This is a genomic window from Tahibacter amnicola, assembly GCF_025398735.1.
Taxonomy (GTDB): Bacteria; Pseudomonadota; Gammaproteobacteria; order Xanthomonadales; family Rhodanobacteraceae; genus Tahibacter; species Tahibacter amnicola.
The window spans coordinates 5,634,388-5,659,024 of record NZ_CP104694.1; the positions used below are offsets into that span (position 1 = coordinate 5,634,388).

Annotated in this window: 26 protein-coding genes and 1 tRNA gene; 15 read left to right on the forward strand and 12 right to left on the reverse strand. The window is 66.0% G+C overall.

What is annotated here, in order from left to right:
• Positions 1 to 30 precede the first annotated feature (30 nt).
• The 7 genes from pth to N4264_RS22180 all read right to left on the reverse strand — a co-directional run bounded on the left by pth (position 31) and on the right by N4264_RS22180 (position 5,750).
• The gene (gene pth / locus N4264_RS22150) at positions 31 to 612 is read right to left on the reverse strand and encodes an aminoacyl-tRNA hydrolase (protein ID WP_261694382.1); all 582 of its coding nucleotides are present in this window, start codon (positions 610 to 612) and stop codon (positions 31 to 33) included.
• Between the two features lie 27 nt (positions 613 to 639).
• Positions 640 to 1,335 carry a 50S ribosomal protein L25/general stress protein Ctc gene (locus N4264_RS22155; protein WP_261694383.1) on the reverse strand — a complete coding sequence of 232 codons (696 nt, stop codon included), beginning with the start codon at positions 1,333 to 1,335 and terminating at the stop codon, positions 640 to 642.
• A 111-nt stretch (positions 1,336 to 1,446) separates the two neighbouring features.
• The gene (locus tag N4264_RS22160; protein ID WP_261694384.1) at positions 1,447 to 2,403 is read right to left on the reverse strand and encodes a ribose-phosphate diphosphokinase; all 957 of its coding nucleotides are present in this window, start codon (positions 2,401 to 2,403) and stop codon (positions 1,447 to 1,449) included.
• Between the two features lie 58 nt (positions 2,404 to 2,461).
• Positions 2,462 to 2,537: transfer RNA gene (locus N4264_RS22165), tRNA-Gln, on the reverse strand.
• On the reverse strand, positions 2,516 to 3,388 hold the full coding sequence (ispE, locus tag N4264_RS22170) for a 4-(cytidine 5'-diphospho)-2-C-methyl-D-erythritol kinase (protein WP_261694385.1): 873 nt from the start codon (positions 3,386 to 3,388) through the stop codon (positions 2,516 to 2,518). The genes N4264_RS22165 and ispE overlap by 22 nt, the downstream gene beginning before the upstream one ends.
• Positions 3,385 to 4,023 (reverse strand): lipoprotein insertase outer membrane protein LolB, encoded by a 639-nt coding sequence (gene lolB, locus N4264_RS22175; RefSeq protein ID WP_261694386.1) that lies wholly within the window; start codon positions 4,021 to 4,023, stop codon positions 3,385 to 3,387. Before lolB ends, ispE begins: the two co-directional genes overlap by 4 nt.
• A 5-nt stretch (positions 4,024 to 4,028) precedes the next feature.
• Positions 4,029 to 5,750: a tetratricopeptide repeat protein gene (locus tag N4264_RS22180; protein ID WP_261694387.1), complete on the reverse strand. Its 1,722-nt coding sequence runs from the start codon at positions 5,748 to 5,750 to the stop codon at positions 4,029 to 4,031.
• A 335-nt stretch (positions 5,751 to 6,085) separates the two neighbouring features.
• Here N4264_RS22180 and hemA point away from each other — a divergent pair, with 335 nt between their 5' ends.
• Together hemA and prfA are read left to right on the forward strand one after the other, a co-directional pair.
• Positions 6,086 to 7,360, forward strand: a complete 1,275-nt coding sequence (gene hemA, locus N4264_RS22185; protein WP_261694388.1) for a glutamyl-tRNA reductase — start codon at positions 6,086 to 6,088, stop codon at positions 7,358 to 7,360.
• Positions 7,357 to 8,442 (forward strand): peptide chain release factor 1, encoded by a 1,086-nt coding sequence (prfA, locus tag N4264_RS22190; RefSeq protein ID WP_261694389.1) that lies wholly within the window; start codon positions 7,357 to 7,359, stop codon positions 8,440 to 8,442. Before hemA ends, prfA begins: the two co-directional genes overlap by 4 nt.
• A gap of 62 nt (positions 8,443 to 8,504) precedes the next feature.
• Here the strand turns inward: prfA and N4264_RS22195 are convergent, their stop codons facing one another.
• Positions 8,505 to 9,689 carry a UbiH/UbiF/VisC/COQ6 family ubiquinone biosynthesis hydroxylase gene (locus N4264_RS22195; RefSeq protein WP_261694390.1) on the reverse strand — a complete coding sequence of 395 codons (1,185 nt, stop codon included), beginning with the start codon at positions 9,687 to 9,689 and terminating at the stop codon, positions 8,505 to 8,507.
• On the reverse strand, positions 9,686 to 10,906 hold the full coding sequence (gene ubiH / locus N4264_RS22200; protein WP_261694391.1) for a 2-octaprenyl-6-methoxyphenyl hydroxylase: 1,221 nt from the start codon (positions 10,904 to 10,906) through the stop codon (positions 9,686 to 9,688). The genes N4264_RS22195 and ubiH overlap by 4 nt, the downstream gene beginning before the upstream one ends.
• A 148-nt stretch (positions 10,907 to 11,054) precedes the next feature.
• Here ubiH and cobS point away from each other — a divergent pair, with 148 nt between their 5' ends.
• The 10 genes from cobS to N4264_RS22250 all read left to right on the forward strand — a co-directional run bounded on the left by cobS (position 11,055) and on the right by N4264_RS22250 (position 19,703).
• Positions 11,055 to 11,810 (forward strand): adenosylcobinamide-GDP ribazoletransferase, encoded by a 756-nt coding sequence (cobS, locus tag N4264_RS22205; protein WP_261694392.1) that lies wholly within the window; start codon positions 11,055 to 11,057, stop codon positions 11,808 to 11,810.
• Positions 11,801 to 12,406 carry a histidine phosphatase family protein gene (locus tag N4264_RS22210; RefSeq protein ID WP_261694393.1) on the forward strand — a complete coding sequence of 202 codons (606 nt, stop codon included), beginning with the start codon at positions 11,801 to 11,803 and terminating at the stop codon, positions 12,404 to 12,406. The genes cobS and N4264_RS22210 overlap by 10 nt, the downstream gene beginning before the upstream one ends.
• Before the next feature lie 42 nt (positions 12,407 to 12,448).
• The gene (locus N4264_RS22215) at positions 12,449 to 13,012 is read left to right on the forward strand and encodes a cob(I)yrinic acid a,c-diamide adenosyltransferase (RefSeq protein ID WP_261694394.1); all 564 of its coding nucleotides are present in this window, start codon (positions 12,449 to 12,451) and stop codon (positions 13,010 to 13,012) included.
• 67 nt (positions 13,013 to 13,079) lie between these two features.
• The gene (locus tag N4264_RS22220; protein WP_261694395.1) at positions 13,080 to 14,018 is read left to right on the forward strand and encodes a histone deacetylase family protein; all 939 of its coding nucleotides are present in this window, start codon (positions 13,080 to 13,082) and stop codon (positions 14,016 to 14,018) included.
• Positions 13,978 to 15,192, forward strand: coding sequence for a DUF2135 domain-containing protein (locus tag N4264_RS22225; protein ID WP_261694396.1), 1,215 nt, complete (start codon positions 13,978 to 13,980; stop codon positions 15,190 to 15,192). The genes N4264_RS22220 and N4264_RS22225 overlap by 41 nt, the downstream gene beginning before the upstream one ends.
• A 532-nt stretch (positions 15,193 to 15,724) precedes the next feature.
• Positions 15,725 to 16,672, forward strand: coding sequence for a hypothetical protein (locus tag N4264_RS22230; protein ID WP_261694397.1), 948 nt, complete (start codon positions 15,725 to 15,727; stop codon positions 16,670 to 16,672).
• Complete coding sequence (locus N4264_RS22235) at positions 16,669 to 17,226, forward strand: GTP-binding protein (RefSeq protein ID WP_261694398.1); 558 nt, start codon at positions 16,669 to 16,671, stop codon at positions 17,224 to 17,226. The genes N4264_RS22230 and N4264_RS22235 overlap by 4 nt, the downstream gene beginning before the upstream one ends.
• Positions 17,223 to 17,627 carry a roadblock/LC7 domain-containing protein gene (locus N4264_RS22240; protein ID WP_261694399.1) on the forward strand — a complete coding sequence of 135 codons (405 nt, stop codon included), beginning with the start codon at positions 17,223 to 17,225 and terminating at the stop codon, positions 17,625 to 17,627. Before N4264_RS22235 ends, N4264_RS22240 begins: the two co-directional genes overlap by 4 nt.
• 71 nt (positions 17,628 to 17,698) lie before the next feature.
• A complete protein-coding gene (locus tag N4264_RS22245) occupies positions 17,699 to 18,058 on the forward strand; it encodes a hypothetical protein (protein WP_261694400.1) in 360 nt (119 codons plus the stop codon).
• 244 nt (positions 18,059 to 18,302) lie between these two features.
• Entirely contained in the window at positions 18,303 to 19,703 is a 1,401-nt protein-coding gene (locus N4264_RS22250) for an RtcB family protein (RefSeq protein WP_261694401.1), read from the forward strand.
• A 162-nt stretch (positions 19,704 to 19,865) separates the two neighbouring features.
• Here N4264_RS22250 and N4264_RS22255 read toward each other — a convergent pair whose 3' ends face one another.
• Positions 19,866 to 21,173: a delta-60 repeat-containing protein gene (locus N4264_RS22255; RefSeq protein ID WP_261694402.1), complete on the reverse strand. Its 1,308-nt coding sequence runs from the start codon at positions 21,171 to 21,173 to the stop codon at positions 19,866 to 19,868.
• 381 nt (positions 21,174 to 21,554) lie between these two features.
• On the opposite strand from N4264_RS22255, the gene N4264_RS22260 reads away from it, so the two are divergent.
• Entirely contained in the window at positions 21,555 to 22,034 is a 480-nt protein-coding gene (locus N4264_RS22260) for a hypothetical protein (RefSeq protein WP_261694403.1), read from the forward strand.
• 123 nt (positions 22,035 to 22,157) lie between these two features.
• Here N4264_RS22260 and N4264_RS22265 read toward each other — a convergent pair whose 3' ends face one another.
• Positions 22,158 to 22,565 (reverse strand): cytochrome c oxidase assembly factor Coa1 family protein, encoded by a 408-nt coding sequence (locus N4264_RS22265; protein ID WP_261694404.1) that lies wholly within the window; start codon positions 22,563 to 22,565, stop codon positions 22,158 to 22,160.
• A gap of 219 nt (positions 22,566 to 22,784) precedes the next feature.
• On the opposite strand from N4264_RS22265, the gene N4264_RS22270 reads away from it, so the two are divergent.
• Positions 22,785 to 23,276, forward strand: coding sequence for a hypothetical protein (locus N4264_RS22270; RefSeq protein WP_261694405.1), 492 nt, complete (start codon positions 22,785 to 22,787; stop codon positions 23,274 to 23,276).
• Between the two features lie 110 nt (positions 23,277 to 23,386).
• The gene (locus N4264_RS22275) at positions 23,387 to 24,100 is read left to right on the forward strand and encodes a hypothetical protein (RefSeq protein ID WP_261694406.1); all 714 of its coding nucleotides are present in this window, start codon (positions 23,387 to 23,389) and stop codon (positions 24,098 to 24,100) included.
• A 41-nt stretch (positions 24,101 to 24,141) separates the two neighbouring features.
• Here the strand turns inward: N4264_RS22275 and msrB are convergent, their stop codons facing one another.
• The gene (gene msrB / locus N4264_RS22280) at positions 24,142 to 24,537 is read right to left on the reverse strand and encodes a peptide-methionine (R)-S-oxide reductase MsrB (RefSeq protein WP_261694407.1); all 396 of its coding nucleotides are present in this window, start codon (positions 24,535 to 24,537) and stop codon (positions 24,142 to 24,144) included.
• Positions 24,538 to 24,637: the final 100 nt, after the last annotated feature.

Consider the following 24,637-nt stretch of genomic DNA (forward strand, 5'->3'; position numbering starts at 1 on the left):
CGCGCAGCGCACATCGGCAAGCCGCAGGCCCTAGGGTTTGGACGTATGAAGCTGTTTCATGGCTTCGTTGATATTGCCGGCAATTGCCAGCGGGAGCACATCGATCGCCCGCCCCACGGCGTCCATGATGGCATCTTCGTCCTGCGCACCCGCGCGGCCGAGCACCCATGGTGTGACACGGTCCTTGTGGCCGGGGTGGCCGATGCCCACGCGCAAGCGGTGAAACTTGCCGTGCCCCAGGTGCGCAATGATGTCGCGCAGGCCATTCTGGCCACCGTGCCCGCCGTCGAACTTCAAGCGCGCCACACCCGGCGCGAGATCGAGTTCGTCGTGTGCGACGAGGCATTCATCCGGCTCGATCTTGAAGTAGCGCAGCGCACTCGTGACCGCGATGCCGCTCTTGTTCATGAACGTCGTCGGTTTGAGCAGGAGCAGCGACTGGCCGGCCAGCGTGATCTTGGCGGTTTCCGCGTGCAGCTTGCTTTCCACGCCGAAACGCGCGCCGTGCGCCATCGCCAGGGCGTCAATAAACCAGAACCCGGCATTGTGCCGGGTTCTGAGATAGTCGGTCCCGGGATTGCCGAGACCGACCAGTAGGCGCAAGCCCGCCATCGGAAGCTGCAGTCGCGTCGCGAGTGCTTACTTCTTCTTGGCCGGAGCCGGGGCAGCCGCCTTGGCCGGAGCCGCAGCCTTCGCACCCTTGGCCGGCGCGGCCGGAGCCGGGGCGGCTTCGACCGGAGCGGCTTCGACTTCTTCCTTGCCGACCTTGGCCAGGACGACGGCGACGTCGTGTTCCTTGCCCAGACGCAGTTCCGGCAGCTCAACGCCAGCCGGCAGCTTCAGATCGGACAAGTGGATGATGTCGCCAACCTTGATGTCGGCCAGGTCGAGCTCGATGAACTCCGGCAGATCCTTCGGCAGGCAGGACACGGTGACTTCGTTGAGCTCGTGCGTGATCAGCACGCCAGCGGTCTTGCCGGCCGGCGACTTTTCCTGGTTCAGGAAGTGCAGCGGCACGCGGGCGCGCAGGGCGGTGTTCTCGTCGACGCGCTGGAAGTCCAGGTGCAGCAGGCGCTGCTTGTACGGATGACGCTGCATGTCACGCAGCAGAACCTTCTGGTTCGTGCCATCGATCTTCAGATCGAGAATGGCCGAGTAGAACCACTCGTTCTGCGACGCCATGAAGACGTCCTTGTGCGCGAACTGGATGCTCTGCGGCGCTTCTTTGCCACCGTACAGGATGGCCGGGACGACGTCCGCGTGACGCAGGCGGCGGCTCGCACCTTTGCCCTGGTCCTTGCGGAGCTGTGCCGGGATTTCGTGAATCGTTGCCATGACTACTACCTCGGTTGATGAGCCGCCCTTCGGCGGCAGACCCCTCGACCGCGACCAGACGAGGGAATGTGGCCGGCACCGGTACGCCGGTGCCGGCCGGATGACGCGTTGTCAGTCGACGTACAGCGAGCTCACCGACTCGCCGAAGGCGACGCGACGGATGGTCTCGGCCAGGAGCTCGGCCACCGACAGCTGCCGGATACGGCTGCAGGCCTGGGCTTCCGGACGCAGCGGGATGGTGTCGGTGACGACCAGTTCATCCAGCTGTGAATTCATGATGTTGGTCAGGGCCGAGCCGGACAGCACCGGATGGGTGCAGTAGGCCACGACCTTGCGCGCGCCCTGCTTCTTCAGCGCGTTGGCGGCTGCGCACAGGGTGCCGGCGGTATCGACGATGTCGTCGACGAGCACGCAGGTCTTGTCTTTCACGTCGCCGATGATGTTCATCACCGTCGATTCATTCGGGCGCGGGCGGCGCTTGTCGATGATCGCGAGGTCCGCGTCATCCAGGCGCTTGGCGATGGCGCGGGCGCGCACCACGCCACCGACGTCCGGACTGACCACGATCAGGTTGTCCGTCCCCTGGTTGCGCCAGATGTCGGCCAGCAGCACCGGCGAGGCATAGACATTGTCGACCGGGATATCGAAGAAGCCCTGGATCTGGTCGGCATGGATGTCGACCGTCAACACGCGGTCGGTGCCAACGGCGCCGATCATGTCGGCGGCCACCTTCGCCGTGATCGGTACGCGCGCCGAGCGCGGGCGACGATCCTGGCGGGCATAGCCGAAATACGGAATCACGGCGGTCACCGAGGCGGCGGAAGCGCGCTTGAGCGCGTCAACCAGCACCAGCAGCTCCATGAAGTTGTCAGCCGTCGGTGCCGAGGTGGGCTGCACCACGAACACGTCCTGGCGACGGACGTTCTCTTCGATCTCGACCTGGACTTCGCCGTCGGAGAATCGACCGCAAAGCGCCTTGCCAAGCGGTACGCCGAGCCGATGCGATACGTTCTCCGCCAGACGCCGGTGCGCGTTGCCGGTGAACAGCATCAAACCTGCGTTATTCATGTGAATCTCCACCAGCGGCCATTCATCGGGCCATCGCCCGACGCTTGGGATGATTCAATGGCTGGGGCGGTAGGACTCGAACCTACGGATGCGGGAATCAAAATCCCGTGCCTTACCAGCTTGGCGACGCCCCAGCAGCAAACTCTTCCAGTGCGGCCTTCAGCGGCGATCGGTTCACACCGCGCGCCACGTGGGCCGTCAACTCCTGCGGACACGCTTTCGCGATAGCCCGTGCGTCGGATTCGTCGGCCACGTCCAGGAAGACGCAACCACCGGAACCCGACAACCGCGACCGACCGAAACCGCCGAGCCAATCCAGCGCCTGCGCCACCCGGGGGTAGCGGGCCCTGACGACGGGCTCGAATGCGTTCGAGGTCTGCGTCCCCGCAAGGAAGCGCGGAATTGTCGTGGCCGGAGCATCCCGTGTCAATTCCGGCGCTTGAAAAAGCGGGCCAGTCGGCACGGAAGTTTGCGGGTCGACGATGACAAACCAGCGTTCGGGCAGATCCAGGGGGCTCAGCTGTTCGCCCACGCCCTCGGCCCAGGCCGTCCGCCCGCGCACAAACACCGGGACATCGGCGCCCAGGCGCAGGCCCAACGCCGCCAGCGCGGGCTCGTCCAGCCCGCAGCGCCAAAGAGCATTGAGAGCCACCAGGGTACTGGCCGCATCCGAGCTGCCGCCCCCCAGTCCGCCACCGGCGGGAATTCGCTTGGTCACCGCGATATCCGCGCCCCGGTCACTGCCGGCGACCCGGCGCAGGGCATGGGCGGCCCGGATGACCAGGTCGTCCTCGGGCGCCACGCCGGGCAGCCCGCCATGCCGGACGATCTGGCCATCGTCACGGGAACGGATTTCGATCAGGTCGCCCCAGTCGAGCAGCTGGAACACCGTCTGCAGGCAGTGATAGCCGTCGGGGCGGCGTCCGGTGATCTGCAGGAAGAGGTTCAGCTTGGCGGGCGCGGGCCAGCGGGTCCACGCGCTCATGGAGCCTGCCATTCCTCGATGAACAGGCGCACCCGGTACTTGCCCCGGGTCGCAAAGACCTTGCGCGGCAGTGGCACGGCCTGCTCGCCAAAGTAGTCCTTGTACTCGATCGTCCAGCCCGACTGGGTCAGCGTGGCCGGCAACTGGTGTTCATTGAAGACCAGCTGCGCGCGACTACCGGGAGCACGCAGCGCGCGCACCCAGTACTCCAGTTCCTGCACCGGCACATGCCAGCCCATTTCCCGGTCCAGCAGCGCCGCGGCGCTGCGGTCGGTCAGCACCTGGTCGCGCGCACCTTCCAGCGTGGCCCGGCTGGCATCGCCGTGCAGGCGCCAGTTCTTTCCGGTCACCGGTGCGCGCAGGGTCAGGTCGAAACGCTCGCCGTCCTGGCGCCATTCCAAGTCGCCGTTGCCGCCGTCCTCGCCGTTGGACACGGCCAGCCGACCGCTCAATTGCCAGCGCTGCGCCTGGGCCAGCGCCGCTTCGCGTTGCTGCTGGATGCGTAGCGTGGCGGCGTCCTCGCGGGTGCGCATCGGCGCGCAGGCGGCCAGGAGCAGGGTCGCGGCCGCCAGCGCGGCGCGAAACAGGAGCACCCCACGTCCGGCGCCCTGGCGCCGGACGGAATCCGCCGTCATGACGCTCATAGCCCGAGTCGCTTCATCGTTTCAAGCAACGATTTGTTCTTGTCGTCCTTTTTGCGTGCCTCGCCCAGGACCTTCCGGGCCTCCTCACGCTTGCCGTTGTGCCACAGCACCTCGCCGTAGTGCGCGGCAATTTCGGCATCCGGCTGCTTGTCGAAGGCGCGCTTGAGCGCTGTTTCGGCTTCCGCCAGCTCGCCGCGCCGGTAGCGCACCCAGCCGAGCGAATCAATCACCGCCGGTTCCTCGGGCTTGGCCTTGAGGGCGCGCTCGATCAGGCTGAGCGCCTCGTCGAGCTTGCGATTGGCATCCGCCAGCGTGTAGCCAAGCGCATTCATTGCGTCGACATCGGACGGCTTGAGTTCGAGTACCCGGCGCAGGTCCCGCTCGGCATCATCGACCCGGCCGATGTTGGCCGCGTGCAGCGCACGGGCGTAAATCAGGCGCGTATCGGTGGGCAGGAGCTTGATCCCGCGCGAATAGGCCTCCTGCACCGCATCATCCTTGCCGGCGTGGATCAGCAGCTCACCCTCGAGCAGAAAGGCGTCGGCCAGGCGCTTGGGGTCGTCTCCGACGCGGGCCTGGAGGTCGTGTGTCAGCGTCAGGGCGGCATCGTGCTTGCCTTGCTGGTCCTCGATCACCGCAATACGCACCTGCGCGTCGAACCAGTTGTCGTCGTCCTCGCTCACCTTCTGGTACCAGGTGAGCGCAATCGCCGGCTGCTCCAGCAACTCGGCGAGCTGGCCGAGCAGGTCCGCGTGGGCCGCGGACTGTTCCTCGGGCAAGGCCTTCATTTCGTCGAACAGGGCCTGGACCAGTTTCTCATCCTCGCTGCGTGCCACATATGCGGCGCGCGCCGCATAGGTGTATTCATCCTGCGGGCCATCGGCCAGCACCTTGGCCGCGCCGCGGTGATCCCCTTCTTCCGACAACAGCAGCGCGTAGCCCGCGCGCATGCGGATGTCCTTGGGCGAGCGCTGGATCGCTTCCTTGTACAACGCGATCGCGCGCCGTTTATCCCCTTCGTCGGCTGCCAGCTGGGCGGACCAGCCAAAGCTCGGGCCACCGGAAAACTTCTGCACGGCCGCGTCGGCGAGGGTGCGCGAATAGGCCTTGCGGTCCAGCTTGAACGCCAGCTGGCTCATCGCGATCCAGATGTCTTCGCTGGCAGCAGCCAGGTTGGCCGGCGTCGCCAGCCGCTCCAGCAGTGCGGCAGCCATCGGTTTGTCGGCGGCACCGAGCAGGGTTTGCCCCAGGTAGCGCCAACCTTGTTCGTTCGGCAGGGGCAGCAGCTTCTGCAGTGCGGCAAACGCGGCCTCGGCGTCGCCACCGCCCATGGCCAGGCCGGCCTCCACCTGCAGCAAACCCGGATCCTCGGGCTTGAGCGTGCGCCAGCGCGCCAGCATCTCGCGGGCCAGGGAGTAGTTGCGGGCGGCCAGCGCCAGGCGGGCCGCCTGCGCCGATACCTGCGGATCCTTGCTCAGGCGCGCCGCATTACCGTAGCGCACGGCCGCCGCCGCGATATCGGACTGGCCGATGGCGAACTCACCGGCCAGCATCTGGGCCAGGAGATCGTCATCACCTGCCTCCGGCTGATTGGCAGCCTGCGACTTGCCGGCCGAGGCCGGTGGGGCATCTTTCTTGACTGGCGTCGCGGTGCAGCCCGCAAAGGCCAACGCCACCACCGCAATCAGCCAGGCACGGGGATCAAAATGGACGTTCATCGTGCTCCTGATGGTCAAACTCCGGGCCCTGTTGCTACGTCAACCGCTGGATCCGGCGCCAGAGCCGCACGCGGCAAACCGGGAACGGACGGCCGGCGGACGGTCATGAACGGGACTTGGTCAGCGCGGCATGGCGCGTGGTTCCCTCACTTCCGCGTTGTCGGATCCTGCGCCTTGCTTGATCTTGGGCAGTCGCGACCGCAAACTAGCCGCGTTTTGCACTGCGGCATCCGCGTCGGGTCAAGGCCGTGGCGGCCGAGCCCGTACAGGGTTTGCGCGCACCGCATCCACGCGCCCAAGCTTAGCCGATTGTTGCCCGCGCGGCCCCATCATCCATGGCATTGCTAGCCCTCGGACTCAATCACCTCACCGCCCCGCTGGACCTGCGCGAACGCGTCGCCTTCGACGCGGCGCGCGCGCGCGAGGCGGTGGCCGAGCTGGTCGCCCAGGCGGGCGTGGAAGAGGCGTTGATCCTCTCCACCTGCAATCGCACCGAGCTCTACTGCAGCGTCGCCGAAGGCGCCGAATCGGTGCCGACGACCTGGCTGCACCACTACCACTCAGTGGCGAACGGTCGGCTGGATGAATTCCTCTACCGGTACGACGACGCGGAAGCCGTACGGCACATGTTCCGCGTCGCCACCGGGCTGGATTCCATGGTCCTTGGCGAACCGCAGATCCTGGGCCAGGTGAAGGATGCCTACCAGGTGGCACGCGATGCCCGCTCCCTGCGTGCCCCGATGGAACGCATGCTGCAGCACACCTTCGCGGTGGCCAAGCGTGTCCGCACGGACACCCGCATCGGCGCGAATCCCGTATCCGTGGCCTACACTGCCGTGCGCCTGGCCGAGCAGCGCTTCGCCGACCTGCGCGACGCCTGCGTACTGCTGATCGGTGCCGGCGAAACGATTGAACTGGCAGCGCGGCACCTCGCCGACGCCAATGTCCGCCGCCTGATCGTCGCCAATCGCACGCTGGATAACGCCCAGTCACTCGCACACCGCTGCGGCGGCTACGCTATCGCCCTGTCGGACCTGCCCCAGCACCTGGCTGAGGCCGACATCGTGATCGCCTCCACCGCAAGCCGCGAACCCATCGTCACGCGCAGCATGACCGAGGCCGCCATCCGCGCGCGCAGGCACAAGCCGATGTTCATGGTCGATATCGCCGTGCCGCGCGACATCGCCGCCGACGTCGCCAAAGTGGAAGATGTATATCTGTACACCATTGACGATCTGAAGGTCGTGATCGACGAAAACCTGCGATCGCGCGAAGCGGCCGCGCGCGAGGCGGAAGCGATCATCGAACTGCAGGTCGACCGCTACATGGCCTGGTTGCGCGCCCTGGACCTGGGAAATCCGGTCCAGGACCTGCGCCGCCGTGCGGAAGCCGATCGCGACGACGTTCTTGCCCGCGCCAGCGCCCTGCTCCAGCGCGGCAAGTCGCCCGAGGAGGCGCTCACCTTCCTGGCCAACACGCTGACCAACAAGCTGCTGCATGCCCCCAGCGCGAATCTCCGCGCAGCGGCGATGCGCGGCGACAGTGAACTGATCCAGGCCGCCGCGAAGCTGTTCGACCCGGCCGCCGCCAACACCGACAAGGACGCATGACTCCCTCGATCCGACGCAAGCTCGAACAGCTGGCCGAGCGCCACGAAGAAGTGGCCGCACTGCTGGCCCAGCCCGACGTGCTGAGCGACCCGGCGCAGTTCCGCAACCTCAACCGCGAATACGCCCAGCTCGAGCCGGTCACCGCCGCCCTGAAGGCCTACGACGCGAACGAGGCGGCCCTGCAGTCGGCCCAGGCCATGCTGCGCGATCCGGAGCTGAAAGAACTCGCCGAGGCGGAGATTCCCGAGCTGGAAGCCACGCGCACCACGCTGGAGCGCGAACTGCAGATCCTGCTCATCCCGAAGGATCCACGCGACGACGCCAACCTGTTCCTGGAAGTGCGCGCCGGCACCGGCGGCGACGAGGCGGCGATCTTCGCCGGCGATCTGTTCCGCATGTACTCGCGTTACGCCGAACGGCAGGGTTGGCACGCGGAGATCCTGTCTTCCAGTCCTGGCGAACATGGCGGCTACAAGGAAGTCATTGCACGCATCGAAGGCAAGGGCGCCTATGCGCGGCTGAAATTCGAATCCGGTACTCATCGCGTGCAGCGCGTACCGGCGACCGAAGCCCAGGGGCGTATTCACACTTCCGCCGCTACGGTAGCGATCCTGCCGGAGATGGACGAAGTCGACGATATCGATATCCGCGATGCCGACGTCAAGGTCGACACCTTCCGCGCGTCCGGTGCGGGCGGCCAGCACGTGAACAAGACCGACTCGGCGATCCGCCTGACTCACCTGCCGACGGGCATCGTGGTCGAGTGCCAGGACGAGCGCAGCCAGCACAAGAATCGCGCGCGCGCCTTTGCCCTGCTCAAGGCCCGCCTGCTCGATGCGGAGCGCTCCAAGCAGCAGGCCGAGCAAGCCGAAAACCGTCGTCTGCAGGTCGGTTCCGGCGATCGCAGCCAGCGTATCCGGACCTACAACTTCCCCCAGGGCCGCATCACCGACCACCGCGTGGAAGGCCTCACGCTGTATCGGCTGCCCGAGATCATCGAGGGCGAGCTGGACGACCTGATCCAGCGCCTGTCGGAAGAGAACCAGGCGGACCTGCTGCAGGCGCTGACCGGGCAGGCGTGATCGCCTGTCGGCCGCCCATGAAACTACTCTTTCGATAGCAGCATCCGTTGATGCGGACGGACTCAGCGCCCGGCCGCGTGCCCTGCCAATAGCCGCTTCAACGGCGACAAGGCGTTCACCAGACGCACACCGGCGCCGCGCAGCACGACCAGCGGTTCAAACTGGCTGCGGAACAGGCGGTTGATTGCATCGAAGCCGAAGGCGGAAAGGGTGTTGTCGCTGCGCCGCCGCCGCTCGTAGCGGCGTAACGTGGTTTCCGCGGCAAAATCACGCCCATCCTGGTGGGCCTGGGCGATGGTTTCGACCAGGCAGGCCACGTCGCGAAACCCCAGGTTCACGCCCTGACCCGCCAGCGGGTGCACCTGGTGCGCGGCATCCCCTACCAGCGCCAGCCGGGGAGCGAGATAGCGGCGTGCCAACTGCAATTGCAACGGGAACGCCGCACGCCGGGTGACGGACGTGATGGGTCCCAGGCGGAAGTCGAATGCGCAACCCAGTTCCGCGCAGAACGCGGCGTCATCCAGCGCCAGGAGCCGGTCGCATTCGGCATCCGGCAACGACCACACGATGGAGCTGCGTCCGTCCCGCAGCGGCAGGAAGGCCAGCGTGCCTCCCGGCAGGAAGCGCTGCCAGGCCGTGGCTTCATGCGGGCGTTCGGTGCCCACATGCGCGACCAGGGCCCGCTGCCCGTAGGAATGCCCGTGCGTATCGATGTCCACCAGCGCGCGCAGCGGCGAAGCCGCACCATCCGCCGCGATAACCAGGCGGGCCGCGATGCGGGAATCGTCATTGAGCTCCAGCCGCCGCACGCCGCCTTCGACGCTGGTCGCGACCACGCGTGCCGGCCAGCGGGTTTCGATTCGTCCATCTGCCTCGATCGCCTGCGCCAGGGCGAGCTGGACCAGGCGATTCTCGACAATCCAGCCAAGCTCGCCCCGCGCGTGCTCCGCGGCGTCAAAATCGATCGCGGCGCCGTTTTCGGCGTCCCACACATGCATATGACGGTAGGCGCAGGAACGGGCCCCGGCGATACGCGGCCATACGCCGATGTCCGCGAGGAAATCCGCCGAGGAAGGCGCGATCGCGACAACCCGCAGATCCACCTCGTCACCCTCGTCCCACGCCGCAGGTGTGCGCTCGTCCAGCGCGACAACGCGAAGGCCGCTGCGCGCCAGCGCCAGCGCGGCCGCGCTGCCCACCATGCCGGCGCCGACCACGGCCACATCAAACACGCTGCGACGATTCACGGCTTGTCTCCCGACGAATAGCGGTTGGGCACCCCGCGATAACCCATGCCCCTGCGCGACAGCCACCGCGCCAGCGGCGGCAGTCCATCGATGGCCAGCAGCGCGACGCTGCGCAACGGCCCCAGCAGCGAAGCCGGATTGCACGCCAGCCGCACCAGCCCGTCGCTCATGTCCAGTGTGCCGTCGCGATCGGCCTGGCGCGCCAGGGCGTAGTCGCGCAGCACAGCCGGAGCGCCGATGTCATCACCGCGGCGCCGGGCGGTAATCAGCTTTTCCGCCAACGTCAGCGCATCGCGCAGGCCCAGGTTGAATCCCTGGGCGCCAATGGGATGCAGCGTCTGCGCCGCATTGCCGACCAGCACGGTTCGCGGCGCCACCAGCTGCTGCGCGCTGACCCGGCGCATCCGGTACGCCGTCCGGCGGCCCGGTCGACGCAGCCGCCCGGCCCGCCAGCCAAACCGCGCCTGCGCCAGGGCAAGAAAGGACTCGTCGTCCAGGGATTCAACCTGCGCCGACTGATCGCCCGACACCGTCAGCACCAATCCCGCCCGGCGCTCCGCCAGGGGTAGCAGCGCTACCGGTCCTTCGTCCGAAAAGCGCTCGTAGGCGGTGCCATCCAGCGGCCGCTCGGGCATTACCGTGCAGACGAAGAGCACCTGGCCGTAGTCGTGCTCTTCCGCAGTCACGCCACTGCGCTGGCGCACCAGCGATTCGGTGCCGTCCGCCCCGATCACCAGGCGCGCGGACAGGGTGGTGACCTCGCCCGCCGATCGAATGGAAAGGGTCTGTACACGATCACCGGGCTGGATATGTTCCACGCTCGCTGGCGCGTAGCGGACCAGCCGGCGGCAGCGCTCCAGCTGCGCCAGCAGGCCGTTGCCCAGCTCGCGCGCGGGCAGTACGGCACCGAAATCAGGCAGCCCCTGGCGCTCGCTGTCGAGCCGGACGGTCCCGAATTCGCCGGCCCGGCTGACGTGAATACGGCGGATCGGCGATGCGCTGGCGCCGACGTGCTGCCACACGCCCAGTGTTCCCAACGCCGCCACGCTGGCGCGCGCCAGCGCCAGGTTGCGCTCGTCATAGCTGGGCTGCGCTGCCGCACGGGGCGCTGCGGCTTCCACCAGGGCGACACGAAGGTCGCTGTCTTCCAGGGCGATCGCCAGGCTGGCGCCGACCAGGCCACCGCCGACCACCACCACATCAAAATCAGTGCTCATCCGGCCATGATACGGGCGGCTACGGGCCTCCGCTATGATGCCCGGCCCAACGCTGCACCGGGCGCCCCTGCCGCCGACGACGGGCCTTGACCGTGAATCCGAACGCCACCCCTGAAATGCCGGTCGTTCACGCCGCGGAGCGCCGGCGGTGACCCATCTGTTGCGACTATTTGCCACGGCGCTGACCTTTTTCACCCGCCTGCCGTTCGCACGCTGGAGCTACGCCGACGCCGCCTGCCTGGCCAGCGCGGCCCCGTTGTTTCCACTGGTGGGGGCGGTTGTCGCGGCCGTGGTGATCGCGGTCGCACTCGTCGCAAACCTCTGCCTGCCCGCCAGCGTGGTTCCCTGGTGCGCGCTGGCTGCCGGCATCGTGGTCACCGGCGCCTTCCACGAGGACGGTCTTTCCGACACGGCCGATGGCCTGGGTGGCGGCTGGACGCTGGAGCGCAAGCTCGAAATCATGAAGGACAGCCGCATCGGCAGTTATGGCGCTGTCGCGCTGTGCATCGTACTGGGCGGCAAATACGTCGCGCTGGCCACCTTGCCACCAGCGGGCCTTCTGGCCGCCCTGTGGACCGGACACGTACTGGCGCGCTGGAGCGTGCTGCCACTGGCAGCGGGGTTGCCCTACGTCCGCGCCGGCACGCCCGCAAACAAGCCAGTTGCCGACGGCATCGGCCTGCGCCACGCTGTCGTCGGATCATTCATCACCGCGGCGCTCGTTCTTCCACTGGGACGCGTAGCATGGTGCGCAGCCGTCGGCAGCGCCCTGGTCGTCGCTCTCGCCGCGCTGTACTACCGACGCCAGCTGGGCGGCATCACGGGCGATACGCTGGGTGCGGCCAACCAGGTCGTGGAACTGGCTTGTTACTTGATCTTTGCGGGAGCAACGCGATGGACGTGATCCTGGTTCGCCATGGAGAGGCCGACTGTGCGCCGGGCTTGTGCATCGGCCGTACCGACGCACCGCTGTCGGCGATCGGCTTTACCGCCATTCAACGGCTGGCGGCCGAATGGCAGGGTAATTCGCCACGATTCCTGTTTTCCAGTGATCTGCGCCGCGCGCAGCAGTCCGCGCAGGTGTTCGCCGCGCGCTTTGCGACAGAGCCTCTGTCGGACCCGCGTTTGCGCGAGGTCGACCTGGGCGAATGGGACGGCCAGCGCTGGGACACGATCGCCGCGAACGACGGCGCCCGCTACCGTCACTGGGCCGACAACTGGGTCATCCAGGAAGCGCCCGGCGGCGAGAGCTTCGCCGACGTGGTTCGACGTACCGGTTCCTGGCTCTCGGCCCTGCTGGGCAACACCAATTCCGACGATTGCGTGCTGGCGGTCGCCCACGCCGGTTCCATCCGCGCCCTGCTGTGCCACGCGTTCGGATTGCCGCCGGCGAAGGCCTTCACGCTGCAGGTGGACTATGCCCGCGCCAGCCGCATCCGGTATCGCAATGGACAGTTTGAAGTAAGCTATTTGAATGCCTCGCGTTTCGAGGCCGACTGAGCGCTGCGCGCCGGTCACCCCGATTTTCCCCTGGAGATTCCCATGGGCAACCGCCTTTCGAAAATTTATACCCGCACCGGCGATGACGGCACCACGGGGCTTGGCGACGGCACGCGTACGCCGAAGGACTCCGCCCGCGTGACCGCCTACGGCACGGTCGATGAACTCAACAGTTCGCTCGGCATGCTGCTGGCGTTGGAAATTCCCGATCCGGTGCGCGAATGCCTGACCCAGGTTCAGCATGACCTCTTCGATCTGGGCGGCGAACTGTGCATCCCGGGCATGGCGATGGTGTTCGACGCCGATATCGAACGGCTGGAACACACGCTCGACAGCTTCAACGAGGACCTTCCGCCCCTGAAGGATTTCATCCTTCCCGCCGGCGGCCTGCCCGCCTCGACCTGCCACCTGGCGCGCACCATCTGCCGGCGCGCCGAGCGTGAGGTCATCACGCTGGGTCGTCACGAAACCGTGCGCGGTGAAGCCACGCGATATCTCAATCGGCTGTCGGACCTGCTCTTCGTCATCGCCCGCGTGCTCGCCCGCGCCGGCGGCCACGGCGAAGTGCTGTGGCAGCACGAGCGGCGCCGACGTCCGGCATCCTGAGCGGCATATTCCACGACGCCGCGCTGTATCCTTTGCGGACCCCTCACCCGATGTCGCGAGACCTGCGATGCCCTGCGCACTCTTCACCCACACCAGCTGCCTGGCGCACGACCCGGGCCCTGGCCATCCCGAATCGCCGCAGCGGCTCAGGGCGGTGCTGGACGCCTTGCGCCACGAGGCATTCGCGTCGCTGGTGCACCACGAGGCACCGCGGGCCGGGCGGGAACAGCTGGCACGCGTACATGCGCCGGAACTGATTGCGCACCTGTTCGAGAATGCGCCGGAAAGCGGCGAACTGCGTGTCGATGCCGATACGGTCATGTCGTCCGGCTCGCTCGACGCCGCGCTGCGGGCAGCCGGTGCGGTCACCGCAGCCGTCAGCGGCGTGCTGGCGGGCGCGTTCGACCGCGCGTTCTGCGCGGTGCGTCCACCCGGCCACCATGCCACGCGCGACCAGGCGATGGGTTTTTGCTTTTTCAACAATGTCGCCGTCGGCGCTGCGCAGGCGCTGGCCCAGGGTATCGAACGCGTCGCGGTGGTCGACTTTGACGTGCATCACGGCAACGGCACGCAGGACATCTTCTGGAACGATTCCCGCGTTCTCTACGCATCGACTCACCAGTGGCCGCTCTATCCGGGGACGGGCGCCCGCAGCGAAACCGGGGCGGGCAACATCGTCAACGCGCCATTGCCCCCCGGCGCCGGCGCCAGCGAATTCCGCACCGCCTACACCGATACCATCGTCCCGGCGCTGGATGCCTTCCAGCCGCAGCTGGTCCTGATCTCGGCCGGATTCGACGCCCACCGGCTCGACCCACTGGCCAACCTCAACCTCGACGACGCCGACTATGACTGGGTAACCACGCAACTGATCGCCGTTGCCCAGCGCCATGCCCGGGGGCGCGTCGTCTCCAGCCTCGAAGGTGGCTACAGCCTCACGGCGTTGCGCCAAGCCAGCGCAGCCCATGTCGCCGCTCTCATGGGCACCAGCCTCACGCCAGACTGATCGCCCTGGCGACGCACTGGCCGTCCCGCTGCTGCAGAAGGTGCTCACACTGCGCGGCGAGGAACCCCAGAGCCGGCGTGACCTCGCGCTGGCCCTGTCGCGCCAGCCGCAACCGGACAATCGCCGCGCCGTGCTACTGCTGTGGGAGCTGGTCACGGGTGAATGGTCGGAACGTTTCCGGGAAGAGCTCGGGAACCTGTCGGCGCCGGTCGTCGCCCGCTATTCCGCCGAATCGCCGGAGCTGGCCGCGAGGACGCCTGCGGTGGTTACTTTGCAACCATGGAATCCGGACCGATCCTATCTGGCACGTCTGCGTGCAGCGTCCGAGCCCTATCAGGCCTATCTCGAGGAGCGCCGCACACACGCAACAGCGCCCGCATTCTTCCTGGAATGCGCCGACTACTTCCGCCACGAGCGCAAAGACCCGCAACTTGCCGTGCGTATTCTGTCGAACCTGGCAGAGATCGACCTCGAGAACGCCGCCCTGTTGCGCGTACTGTCCTACCGCCTGCAGCAAGAGGAGCGCTATGACCTTGCCGTACCGCTGCTGGAGAAGGTGGCGCAACTGCGCGCCGAAGAGCCACAGAGTCTGCGCGACCTGGCGCTGGCATTGTCACGTCAATCAAACCCGGACAATGAGCGTGCGAGCCGGCTGCTATGGCAGATCGTCGACAGCGACTGGCAGGGTCGAGCCCGGGGACTCCTGGCCATTGTCCTGCATGAACTAAACGATCTCCTGGCGCGAATGTCCGATCCGGCGCGCAAGGCCTTGCTGGCGGATCCGGCATTGCTCGGCGCAGTTCCGGTGGACCTGCGCGTGACCCTGACCTGGGACGCTGACAATACGGACATCGACCTCTCCGTCACCGATCCCGCTGGAGAGGTCATGCGTTTTACGCACACCCGTGGAAACACCGGAAGCCACCTCAGCAATGACTTTCTGGGCGGCTATGGACCGGAGGTGTTCACCATCCGCCGCGCGATACCCGGCACCTACATCGTCAAGGCGACCTACTTCAGTGACCGCACCGTCACGCTCACGCACGGAGTGAACGTGCACGTGGAATTCCAGGCGAACTTCGGCAGCGGACACGCGTCGCGCGTCACAGCCACACGCCACCTGACGGACGGCGACGACGACGTCGAGATCGGGCGGTTTACGGTGAAACCGTAGACCGACGCGCCGCGCGACAACGACGCTACGGACGACTCGCCCGCATCATCCTGCGCATTGGCACGCGTGATCGCGGCCAGCTAGCGCAATGCCCATTGTCGTTTCGTGATCCGGTTGGCAACTTCGTTGCAAATTCCACCTGCACGCACTTTCTACATGCCACGCCTGCAAACCTGTCACTTTTTGCAGTCCCGCCGAGTGAGCAGGTCACGGTAATCTGCGCAGACTTCGAACGTGGGAATGCCCGGCGGGCCCGCGCGGCATTGGCGTTTCCTGCAGCCGCGCATTGGCGTATTGCACCGCACCCGCACAGAGCAGTACGGCGCGCAACCGCACGCACAGCAACGACCAGCGCGACATAGCGAAAGTCACTTCGCTACTTCTTTCTTTGTCACTTTTATTTACACGTCGTTTTTCCCTGGTGCTAGACTGAAATCGCCACTGGCATCCCTGAATTGTGTCGTCCTGCGCAGCGCCCGCCGTGCGGTGCGGCACGATCGGGATGGGCGGGGCCGGACTCAGGGGAGCACCGATGCAAAGACGACGTATCGCCGTCGTCGGCCTGACCGACGACGCCACGCATGCGTTTCACTCCATGCTCAAGATCGTCGACGGACGTTCGCGCGCGGAATGGCTGCTCGCCGATCCGGAGCACGCTGACGTACTCATGGCCGGCGACGCAAACCACTCGCCAGTGGTGGAGCGCTGGGCGATGTCGCGCAAGCCCGTCATCGCCGTTCAGGAGCTTGGCCAGTCACCGCCCAATGCGACATTCACCCTGAAACACCCTTTCCGGGTGATGCAGCTGCTGGATGTGCTGGATGAAATCGAGCGCCAGCTCGGCACAACGCCGGCCACGGCACGCAGCCCGGCCGGTCCGATGGATGCCACGCGCTGGGGCTTCCTCACTTCACTGCACGAGCTGGCGACGCGGCCCGATGACGCGCACCGCTACTACGCCGCGCGCACGCCAACAGGCACGCTGGCGGTGCGCGGCGACCTGTCGACCTTCGTCGCGGCCGCCGCCATCCACACCCAGTTGCGGCGTGGTGCACTGGCGCTGCCGCCGCTGGAACTGCAGGCAGACCCTTCACCAACGGATGGCATCGAGGCACCGGGCGTTGTACTCCTGTGGTACGCCGGGCTTGGCGCGCCGGAAGGCATGGCCCCCTGGATCAACCCCACAGGCACGTTTGCATTGCGGCGCTGGCCGGATTTCGGCGTGCTCGGTGCCGCGCGGGAACACCTGCTCCTATCCGCGGCATTGTCGCTGGGCACCTTCGACGTTACGACACTCTGCAGCCTGACCGGCCAATCAGTGACGGCCGTCCAGCGCTACCTGGCGGCGTGCTCACTGTGCCAGCTTCTGGTTGCCTCGGAGGCGGCCACTTCAGCGGATGTGGTGATTCCCCCGCCCGTGTTGTCAGGACTCGCCGGCTTCATGCGCAGTTTGCGGCTGCGCCTGGGTCTGTCCGCATGAACACGGCCGATACCGAGTTCAAGATCGTCTTCACCGGCCCGATGGGAGCCGGCAAAACAACCGCCATCGGCGCCATCAGTGACGATGCACCCGTCTCGACCGAAGTTGCGAACACCGATGAATACGCGTACGACAAGGCCCTGACCACGTGCGGCCTGGATTACGGCTTCATCGCCCTGGACGATGGTCGCGGCGCGCGCCTGTACGGTACACCGGGCCAGGTCCGCTTCCGTTTCATGTGGGACATCCTGTCCCGCAATGCCACCGGCATCGTGCTGCTGCTCGACGCGGCGCAATCCGACGCGTTGTCCCAATTGGAATTTTTCCTGGATCACTTCGGCAGCGACCGGTTGACGCCCATCATCGTCGGCGTGGGACGTACGGGACAATCCGGTGCACATCCCCTGGGCGCCTTCTCCGAACTGCTCGAACGGCGCGGACGCGTCATTCCGGTGTTCAGCGTCGACGTGCGCCAGCGTTCCGACGTGATCCTGTTGATCGATGCACTGCTGTGCGTGATCGAGCTGTCCGAACGGCTCAGGAGGAGCGCATGACTGCCATGCCACGATTCGGCCGCGTCGCAGTCGGCGTCGCGCAGAAGCACCTGGACGCACTGGGTAATGCCACCGTCGGTGTGGTCTCCGCGGTACTGATGAGTGCAGACGGTTTCGAGGTCGCATCACTGCAGGTCGGCAAGGGCGGCGCAGCGCGACTGGCGGCGATGGGCAGCTCCCTGTCGGCGATCGGCTCGGCGATAGCACGCGAAGCCGGCATCGTGGACTGCAATCGCATGATTATCCAGGCTGACACCGGCACGGTGGTCGTCATGAACATCCCTACCGCGAAGCCGCCGATGTCGCTGGCGGTAGTGGCCAATGAAGAAGCCGTTCTGGGCAAGTTGTTGTGGGCGGCGTCCAACTGCTGTGCGGCCGTTGGCCGCGCGTTCGGCGAATAACGCGGAACCGGGCGTCGTCGCACCACGTCCGCTTCCACCCTGCACCGGTGCGTCCCCTCCAGGAGAATTCCATGGGCAACGTCAATGACAGTCTCACGAACCTGATGCAGTGCGATGGCTCCATGTGCGCAGCGCTGGTGGATTCGAACAGCGGCATGACACTGGGCCGCGTCGGCACTGGCATGGATCTGGATCTGGCCGCCGCGGGCAATACGGAAGTGGTTCGCGCCAAGCTCAAGACGATGAAGAGCCTTGGGCTCAACGACAGCATCGAGGACATCCTGATTACCCTGGGTAAGCAATATCACGTGATCCGACCGATTGCGGCCAAGACGGGTCTGTTCATTTACCTTGTGCTCGACAAGGCCAAGGCGAACCTGGCCCTGGCGCGCCGCGCGTGCCAGGAGGCGGAATCCGGCCTGGTGGTCTGAACACGGCGTCTCCGGTGCGCGCACACGGAGGTGCGTCACCGGCGGAGCGCGGCGTGTGCTGGAAAACGCCACAGACTCGCTACGTCAACCGTAGCGTAGCGCGAGAGCGGCATTCCCCGCGCCGATCAGTCACGCTTGCCTTTCGCGAGAGCCGCATGCTCCAATAGGCGACGCCTCGCGGCTGCTGACAACCCATTGGACCACCTCTTTCGAGGTGGCGATGACGCTTGCTCGGCAGCTTCTCATGAAAATCCCCCTTTCCCGGCTTCAGAAAGCCTTCGCGCGGCGCGGCATTGCCGTCGAACGCGTATCCCATTCCTACGTTGTACGCCGCGGCGACGATTCCGCCCGGATCCTTCTTCCACCTGACTTCGAGCTGGAAGGCAGGGCCGTTTCCCAATTGCTGGATTTTGCAGCCGTCGGCTGGCCTGACCGCCCGCGCCCGGTGCGCTGCGCCTGCGCCACACCGGATTTCCACCCGGGCTCGCTGGCGCCAGTTGGCAGCGTCGTGGCCACCGATGCCGATGTGGTGATTCCCGCGGCCATCGGCACCGACATCAATTGCGGCATGCGCCTGATCACCACCGGCCTGACGCTGACCCAGATGGCGTCGCACGAAGCGCGCTGGACCCGGGTGCTCACCGAACGGCTGCTGCACACACGGACGGACGCACCGGTACCAGCGCGCGCGTTCCGGGCCTTGTTCGACGATTCACCATTGGCGTGCCTGCGTGCGCTCGGCCGCTCCGGCGTTTGGGCGGGCACCGATTTCGCCCGTCTCGAACGTGAAGTGCGTGCCTGCGTCGCTCTGGACACGCTTCGCGCAGACAGCGTCCACGCGCCGGATTTCCTCGTGAATGGCCAGGACCAGGTACGTTCGCCGGACCTTGGCACCATCGGTTCCGGCAATCACTTCGTCGAGCTGCAGATCGTCGACGCAATCCTCGACCGCCAGGTGGCCTACACGGCCGGACTGCGTGCCGGTGACGTGGTGGCCATGATTCACAGTGGATCCCGCGGCATTGGCTTCCATGTCGGCCGCCGCTGGATCGACAAGGCCAAATCCGCCTGGCCGGCAGGGACGTCACATCCGACGAGCGGGCTCTACGCGCTGCGCGGCCCCGCCGCAGAAGACTACTTCCAGGCAATGGGAACGGCTGCGCGCTACGCGTGGCTCAATCGCGTCGTCCTCGCGGAATGGGTGCGCGAGGCGCTGGAAGCTACCGTCGGTGCGGGCAGCTCACGCCTCGTGGTCGATGTACCGCACAACATCATCACGAAAGAACACGGACTGCACATCCACCGCAAGGGTTCAACGCCTGCCCACGACGGTCAGTGGGCGTTGCTGCCAGGTTCGATGGGTGATGCGTCGTACCTGGTGACGGGGCTTGGCCATCCGGAATGGCTGTGGTCGTGCAGCCACGGTGCGGGTCGGCGCGTGCGCCGGCACAGCGTACGCCGCCACTCATCACACACCGCAGCAAAGACGACCGAGTGGCACTGCCACACGCTGCGCGAAGAACGGCGCCTGGAGGAGCATCCCGACGCGTACAAACCGATCGGGCCGGTCATCGAATCGCAGGCGGAAGCCGGCCTTATCCGCGCGGCGATCCGCTTTCGTCCCTGGCGCACGTTCAAGGCCTGACTTGCCGCAGTACGGGCCGCATGGGCCCGTACTGCGGCGCCGGCGTCGCCGGTCGTGCCGGGTCAATCGCCACGGTTGCGTGATGGACGGCAACAATCACTCCTCGCCGCGCCACGCGTTGCCGGGCGGGGCGGACCCTCCGGGTTCGCCCCGCCGCGTGGTTCAGTTCTGGTGGCGCGCAACCGTCATCGCGCCCAGCGTCAGCGAGGGATCGGCAAACTTTATGGTCGTTCCCGCCGTGACGATCAGGCCAGGCTTGTACAGCTTCACACCACCGTTGGCATTGGCATCGTAGCCGTAGTGGAGATCGACCCAGCCGCTACCCGATCCGTAGCTTCCGTCAATCCATCCATCGGGTTTCAGGCGCAGCACGAAGGCCGTGGACTTCGCGTCGTCCACCAGGTGCTGGCCGACAATGACCGGACGCTCCGCGTCGTCCAGGATCATGTCGGTGACCGTTACGCCTTTGTCGTAGAGATCCCACTCGATCTTGCCGCCCACGCCGAAGGTGGCGTCAAGCGCGCCGTTCGGTCGCAGTTGCGCCGCACCGGCGCGGCAATAGGTCGTGCCGGCGGCCGGGTCGATGGTCTTGCAGGTGCTGCCACTGATGACGATCTGGCCACTCTTCTTCAGCGCCACGCGACGGCCGAAATCATCGTCGGCAAACCCGATACGGGTGAAGCCGGCGAGGCCGAAGGTGGGATCGGGCGTACCGTTCCACTGGTAGCGGCCGACGACGAAGTCATAGGTATCGCCCGGCTTGGCGGCACGACCGGCCGCAACGATCCGGCCGTCGGGCTGGAACACCAGGCCCGTCAGGCGATTGCGTGCACCAGCACCGCTCCACAGGCGCGAGTAAGCCACGCCGCCCGTCCCGAAACCGCCCAGCGGCGCGCCGGAGAGCGAAAGCCCGACCAGGACGAAGTCGTGATTGCCAGTGGCCGGGTTGCGCGCGCTGGCTGCCATCGCCAGGTTGTTGCCCCACTGGGCGATATCAAACACCGGGTAGATCGCGGTGCCGACCGTGAACGTCGCCACGCCGCCAGCACCGAACCACGCCTGCGGCACGCCGCTTGTATTGAATGCGTAAACGTACAGTTTGTCGTCAGCAGCGATCATCTGGAACAGATAGCCGCGGAAGCGCGTCAGCGCACTGTAGGCCGCGACATTCGGCGGCAATGATGCTGGCGTGACGATGCCGCCTACACCAAAGCTGCCGTCAATGAGGCCATTGGGCTTGTATTTGGCCAGCACCGGCACGACCGTACCGCCGGTCACGCTGGTGCCGGCGGTGTAGACATTGCCGGCTTCATCCACGACAAGATCGTCGGCCGACGAATGGTCGCCGTCGTAGGTAACGGTGTATCCGCCCGTACCGAAGGAAGGGTCGTAGTCACCCGGCGCCGCCAGCGCGGCCGGCGTGCACAGTGCGAAGAGCGAACTCAACAGCAGTGAACTCAGGGATTTCATAGCCGTCTCCATAGGCCCGTCAGGGGCACTGCGTTATTCGCAGCGGGGAAAGTTTGCGTTCATCCCGTCTCAGGGTCTGAGGCACGCCGGGCGGTGGGGGTGTGAAGCAGTTGGCACTGCGTTCCGGACGACGGACCTTCTCGTGATCCCGCCACGAGTTCGTCGCAGCAATGGGCGTTTGTACGTTCGTCCCTGAAACTGTCTCGCTGAATGCACCCCACCGAACACCTCAGCGATTGCAATCGACTCCTCCGATCCGCGGGTTCCCCATCCGTTCGCAGCCGATGCGGACGCACCACACGACGGGGATGACCACATTGCGCGCGGTGAGAGAATCCTGGTGTCAGCGACAGCTACGAGCCTCAACCATGAGGAGAGACGATGAAGATCGATAGCGGAGTGGCAATGGTCCTAGCTTCGCTTTTTGGAATGCTTGGTGGGCTCGGAAGCGCGTACATCACGAGACCCGCGACACCAGAAACCGTACGAACAACAAGCGCCAAACCAGCGTCCACCCCGGTTACGGCACCTGGCACAGAAGGCTGGGTTGAAAAAGGTTACGGCGTAAATGTCGCATATGCCGCGGAAACCGACGGCTTCGTTGCCGCGCTCACAGGCGGCAACAAGCCAGCAGCTGGCGCGGATGTCTTTTCCGGACCTACCGCAAAGGATCTCACGCTCCGTACTCGCGCCGGCGGTTCCTATGCTGGTGCGGTCCTGCCAGTCCGCAAAGGTGAGTATTGGCTCGTCAAGCCCCAAGGGTCCGGCACAGTCACTGTGCAGTGGTTGTCCACACCAAGGCTATACGATGCGCGCCCCGGCCACGATTCGACAGGCGACGAACGGAAATCGACAAAATAGGCAGACCTGCACACGCTGGAATCGCACAGTTTCAAAGGCTGGACGCCACATGCCCGTAAGTGCCGCTTTGAAACGCAAGATGGAGCACCGGTGACTCTGACAAGCGCCCTTCGCACCAGTTAACTATCGCCCTTCCAGCAGATCGATCTCCTGCCCGGTTCCCGCGATCGTCACACGCATCACCGAGTAGCGCCATTGGCCTTCGGATTTCGTCCCGTGCACCGTGAGCGTGGCTTTCTCCTTGCGGCCTTCCAGGCTGATCGACAGTCGCGCGAATCCGCCGCCGGAGCCGGTTCTGATTTGCCCTGTGGGCAGCCAGCCGGCTTTCACAGGCGGCCCGAGCGCCTGGATCACCACCGGATCGTTCAGCGCCTTTGCAACGGAAGTGGTGTAGGCGTCCGACGCCTTCATCGCGCCGGCGACGATGGCAAGGATGCCGGCAACCATTGCCGCCATCAGGACCAATCCGCCGACGATGATCGCGACAACGACACGTCTATTGACGGAAGACTTCGCAGAGGCGGTTGTCATTCAACCCTCCTGGACTAAACGGGATTCGCACACTCGCGCTGAAAACGGCCATGCGCTGTCGTAAATAATTGCAACACTGACAGCCGGTTGTACAGAAAATCACTAGTAGCGTAGCAGCGACACCCCGTCGCTCCGACAACAATTGTGTCGAGGGCGGCGCGGCTCCGGAGCGATGGTAGAGTCCGGCCTTCGTTCGGATCCCCTGAAGATCTCGTCGCAATGATTCGCGCCTATTCCACGCGCCTCGCGGGCACACTCGCCGCCTGCGTGGCAATCGGACTGATCGGGTTTCGGCCCCAGACCGGATTGTTCCTGACCCTGCTCGGTCCCCTGCTCCTGGCCATCATCATCCCGGCACTCTATGTGGCCTGGAACAAGCCGCAGGAGCGTGCAGTGCAATATCTGAAGCTGGTGCTGTGCGTGATCACGCTCGCCACCGGCATCACGCTGCACGTGCACTACGTGCAGGCGGCGCGTTCGTCGGCGCAGGACGTCGTGGCCTTCGTCGAAGCGTTTCGGGAAAGTCACGACCGCTACCCCACGACGGCTGAAGTGGAAGCTGCGCCTTTCTGGTCGGCCACCCGCCTTTGGCGGATCGGCTATGCCCACGCGGACGGCGTGGTGCTCCTGACCTACCCGTCCACGAACAATCCGTTCGATCGCTATTTCTATAACTTCGCCCAGCGGACCTGGAAATTCCTTCCGGCCTGACGGCAGCGAACCAAGGCGGCGACGATTTTTTCGCGGGCGGTGATGGCTTTTGTCCCGCTGTTCCGTCCTCGTGAACAAACCTGCCGTCCGGCGGGTGTTCCGAGGCAATCATGCACCGCATCCTGCTCGCCCTTGTCGTCTGCCTGTCACTGCTGGCCCCTGCGCGCAAGGCCACTGCGCTGACCCTGCCCTGGTACGACGGCGTCTTCAAAAGCATCGGCACGAACACCGCGTGCCTGAGCGATCCGCCCATTTTCCAGGTGCGGGTGCAGGCCTATGCCGGCTATACCCTGCTGCCTCCCAACCGTACCCCGGCCGTCGGCGAGGTGTTCTACACGCACCTGGTGATCAGCCATCCCGGCAATCCCTGCGGCGGCAGCGTGGTAGGCCTGGAACTGATGCTGCCGGAAGGGGTGACGCCCGCGGTGTCCGAAGGCAATCCGGTGTTCTGCTTCGCCCGCGTGCCGAACGGCCCGCGCATCATCAATCTTGGCAACGACAGCGGCTACGGTTGCCCGCAGACCTTCACACAGGGGCTGGAGGGCCTGGCGATCCGCGCGCCGCGCGGCGGATACATGAATTCGTTCGCCTGGGGAATGGCGCAGGGCGTGTGGCTGGAATTCCTGATTCCGCTCACCTCGTCCACGCCGCAGTTCGGTGACAAGCAGATCACGTTCCGCGTCAACCCGGATATCGGCGTCGTGGGCTATCCGTCCGTGCCACTGCTGGTGAACAACGACGTGCTGTTCCGTACCTCGGACGAAGGCAACCACCTGACCCTGGACCTGTGCGCCATTACGCCGGTCGCCCAGGGCTGCCAGTAGGACCGATCGGCAGGGGCGCCATCGGGCGTCCCTGTCCGGCATCACTTCGGCGCGAAGTCCAATGCGGCGGAGTTGATGCAGTAACGCAGGCCCGTGGGTCGCGGCCCGTCGGTGAAGACGTGGCCTAGGTGGGAATCACAGCGGGCGCAGCGCACCTCGACGCGGCGCATGCCGTGGGTGCGGTCCTCGTGCTCGCTGACGGCGTCCGGATTCACCGGCTGCCAGTAGCTGGGCCAGCCGCTGCCAGAGTCGTATTTGGTGGTCGAGTCAAACAGTTCCGACCCGCAGGCGGCACACAGATAGGTGCCGGCCGCGTGGTGGTCCCAGTATTTGCCGGTAAAGGCGCGCTCGGTCGCCGAGCAGCGGCAGATTGCGTACTGCTCGGGCGTCAGTTCCTCGCGCCATTGGGCGTCGGTCTTGGTGACTTTGTCGTTCACAGCCGTTTTCTCCCGGGCGGGGGCGGCACAGGCGCCGCTTGCGTCACCCACACTGCGGCTGAACCGGAACGAAATCAATCCCTTGCGCGAGCGCTGATTG